Here is a 4,054-nt window from a genome sequence, read left to right on the forward strand (position 1 = left end):
TTAAAACAATTAAATCCTAAAACTAACCGAGTTTATTTAATTAATGAAAAAACCAAATCAGTTGATGCACAAACACCAGTTAGTGATAGTGAAAAAGATAATAATTGCGAATTCTTACAAACACCTGATGGAACAAATTGTAGTTATATAATTGATATGTTTTCAATACAAGCCTTATATAAAGGTGATTTTGAAATTATCTTTTATGCTGATAACCCATATACAAATAATGAAGAAGATTATTTACGCTTATCAGTATGGAGTTTCAGAGGTAAAACAAAAAGCGTATTAAACAATTATTTACGCGATATGACAACTAATTATAAAACTAGTTTCTTATTACCACATGACTATGAAATACCAACATTTAATTACCCACAATATGTTCTCCCACCAGTACCATATAATTATCCAGAATATACAAAAAATATTATGCCTTCTGATGTAGTACTACCATTAATAACTAAAATTACAGCACCAGCACAATGTAAAAATATAATTGAATATCCAACAACTTTATTTTCTGATGAATTTAATGATGCTTATTATGAAGTTGAAATTGATTTAAAACAAATTGACCCAACAATTCAAAGTATTAGTAAATTTCAAGATGCTTATAAAACAATTGAAATAAGTAATCTTAATAATATACAAGTTGAATGTGGACCTCCTGAAATAGATAATTTTATTCCTAATAGAAATATTAATTTATTAGAGGGTCAAAAATGTGACCATAATATTGGTTCATTAAACAATATAACTTTACAAGAAAGTGGTCGTTCACAAACTGATAAAGTTAATTTTCTAAATACTTTTACAATAGATACGAAAAAAATACCGATAAATGATATTAAAACTTTTGCTACTGCATATACTAATGGTTTACCAAGTGATAATTATCAAAATATTTATAAAATTAATAATAAAGAAGCATATATTATATTTTTATTACAAATAACATCTCTGTCAAATGAAGTTGATAATAAAATTAAAGAAACATATTTACAAGCATATTATACTAATGATGTAAAATTAAAAATTAGATTTTCAAAAAAAATTCTTGGAATATTATCGGGTAAAGATTTAAAACCTTCAAAATGAACATATCTTGGTAATGATAAAAATATTATTATAGATGTTGATAACCCAAGTGTATTGGGTATTAGAAATAAAAGTAATAACCCTATAAAAATAACTATTAAACCAAGATAAAAATAAAAAGAGATTTACATCTCTTTTTTTATTCTCCATTAACTTTTACATTACCATTTTCATCGGCAATTAAGTTAGGTAATTTTTGTTCTTCACCATTTCAGCGATAAACTTATTTAATATAGTCTTGATAATGTTTCCCTTTACCTCATATATATTCTGTTGAAGAATCTAGTAAATTACCAGTTGCTAATAAAATTTCATTATTATTAGTAAAAATAAAACCAACAGGTCTTTTACCTCAATCTGTTTTTAAACCGCTACCTTTTTCACCATCATTTTTTAATTTAAATACTTTTCACCCATTATTTAAACTATTTCTAGAAACAACATAAAAATATTTATTGTTTACTTCTTTAAATGGCGCTTCTTGTGGTGCTATTCATTCTAAATTATCTATAATTTCTTGGTTGTTTGTTTTAATTTTGTTTTCTGCTTTTAATTTTGCTAATTCTTCGGATGTATATTCTTGTGTTGTATTACAAGCAATTAAACTTGTTGTACTTGTTCCTATTAAAGAGATTGTTCCTAAAAGGCTTAATATGTTTTTCATTTTTTATAAATTCCCTTCTTTACAATTTGTTAATTTAATTTAAAAATGGAAATAATGTTAAATATATTTCCGTTTTTAGTATTCAAATAAATTATTTATTTTTTAACTAATTTAAAATACTAATTATTTTACAACTAGCTCCAGTTACTTTTGCCACACCAGAAATTATTTTACCAACTTTAGGAATAAACTGAGCAATTGTCCCTACACTACCAGCTATATCTGAACACATTTTTAAATCTTTATCTTCTTCTAATTTTTGTTTAATATTATTAATTTCATTATTTAAATTAATAATTTGATGTTTTAAATTATTAACATCTTCTTTTAATTTTGTAAGGTTGTCATATAATTCATTTGATTTAAATTTAAGATCTATTGTTGTTAAAATATGTTGTAAAGAAAGTAATTTATCATTAAGATTATTTAATTTATCACCTTTTCAAGTTCTTTTTTGTTCTAATGTAAAAGTTGGAACATCATCTTTAATTTGACGATTAACTTCATTTTCTCAACTATTAAAGTTTGTATTTCAACTTTCAATTAAATTATCATTATCAATTAATTTTGACAAGTCATTTTCTAAAAATTCTTTAGTAACATAAACTAATTTAGGTTTTAAAATAAATTTAGAATAAATTGTACTTTGTTTATTTACTTTTAATCTAGCAGAAAAATTATAAGTAAAATGTGAATACGGGGTTTTTTCGAAAACTTCCAAATGTGATATTTTTAAATTTGTATTTTGTTTTTTAACAGCATTTAATATAGTGCTATCATCATTATTATCAATTATTCCCAAATTAATTGAATTTTTATAAAAATCATTAAAATCATTTTTTAAATTATCAATATATTTGTTTGAATATGTTGTTTCATCATTTTTTATATTTGTATCATAATATTTTCCATCTTTATAGGTCCCATGTCTTGGATCAATAAAAGAAGCATCAAAATAAATTCTTATTCTATGTTTTCTATCACTATTTTCTCATTTATTATTTATACTAGTTCAATTATTTGATATAAAATTTCCCAAATCTTTCATAGCCCTGTTTTTGTCATATCCCACTCCCATACCATCAAAAAGACCAAATGAAATATTATTTATAGCTTTATCTTTAAACTTGTCAGCAAAATTAGAATATTCATTTTCATATAAAATAATAACTTCTTCTCAAAACTCTGGCACTAATGTGACAGCAAAATCAGCCTTAATTTTATCTCAGAAAAAAACACTTCTTTTTTTAAATTCATTAAAATTACTTTCTGATCTTTTGTTTCTGTTTAATTTTTCTTCTTTTTGATAAGGACTGGCGGCAATTGTTGTTGGGACAGCAGTTCCACTAATGGTTAATACACTTAATAAACTTAAAAGTTTTTTCATACTTGTTTTTCTCCTTTTCTTAATCTTGAAACTTTTTATCAAGTTNTACCTTTAATATATATATATATATATATATATATACAAGCAAAATTATGAATTATTTACAAAATTTTATCTTGTTAAATAGCTCTTATTACGCGTTTTAAGGGCTAAATTAGCAATAAAATATATTAAGTTTGGGGGAAAAAAAGTTATATAAAGTATTGTATTGCTAAAATAACAGTGTAAAATAGTTATAACGGTTTATCCTTTTAACAAAAAAGTAATTTACGGTTTATGCTTTCCGCCTTAAAAAGACTTATGCTGACTTGTTATTCGAACAAGAATAAAAAAAGAGAGGTTTATAAAATGGCACTTACAAAAGAACAATTAATAGAACAAGGTTTAAGTGAAGAAATAGCAGATAATATATTAAATGAATTTCATAATGAAACAAAACAAATTATTGAGGGTATTCAAAAGCGTAAAGATACTATTTCAAAAGAAGAGTATTTAAAAGTTGCTAATGAATTAGATGAATTAAAAGCATTTAAAGATGTTCCATCGACTAAAATTGAAGATATTAAAAATAATTTAAATAAAGTTAGTGGTAATTCTTTAACTGAAAAAATGCAAACTTTAAAAGAATTAAAACCTGATTTGTTTGTTGAAGAACAACTATCAGTTTCACCTGGTAATTTTATTAAAGATATGATTGAAAAATCGGTTGAAAATAAAAATGATGAAATTGAAACTATTAAAGAAAAAGGAGCATATACTCCTGANGAAATTAAAAAATTAACTGATTATACACTTAAAAACCTTAGATAATAAGGGAGTGAAATATTATGGCAACAATTAATTTGCCACAAGTACCTTTTACATTGCAAGGTAATACAACAGGTCAAAAAGCCTATGTTGAT

At 23.6% G+C, this 4,054-nt stretch carries 3 protein-coding genes; 1 reads left to right on the plus strand and 2 read right to left on the minus strand.

Translation table 4 applies throughout. The features are described from left to right. Window positions 1-1,212: hypothetical protein (locus EHU54_RS04840; RefSeq protein WP_400249232.1), on the plus strand; the 1,212-nt coding region annotated here is incomplete at its 5' end. A 112-nt stretch (window positions 1,213-1,324) separates the two neighbouring features. Here the strand turns inward: EHU54_RS04840 and EHU54_RS04845 are convergent. Further along, entirely contained in the window at window positions 1,325-1,765 is a 441-nt protein-coding gene (locus EHU54_RS04845) for a lipoprotein (protein WP_400249233.1), read from the minus strand. Between the two features lie 106 nt (window positions 1,766-1,871). Further along, window positions 1,872-3,152 carry a hypothetical protein gene (locus tag EHU54_RS04850; RefSeq protein WP_400249234.1) on the minus strand — a complete coding sequence of 427 codons (1,281 nt, stop codon included), beginning with the start codon at window positions 3,150-3,152 and terminating at the stop codon, window positions 1,872-1,874. Window positions 3,153-4,054: the final 902 nt, after the last annotated feature.

Origin of the sequence: Spiroplasma sp. ald, assembly GCF_044714355.1 — a bacterium.
Classification (GTDB): Bacteria; Bacillota_I; Bacilli_A; order Mycoplasmatales; family Mycoplasmataceae; genus Spiroplasma; species Spiroplasma phoeniceum.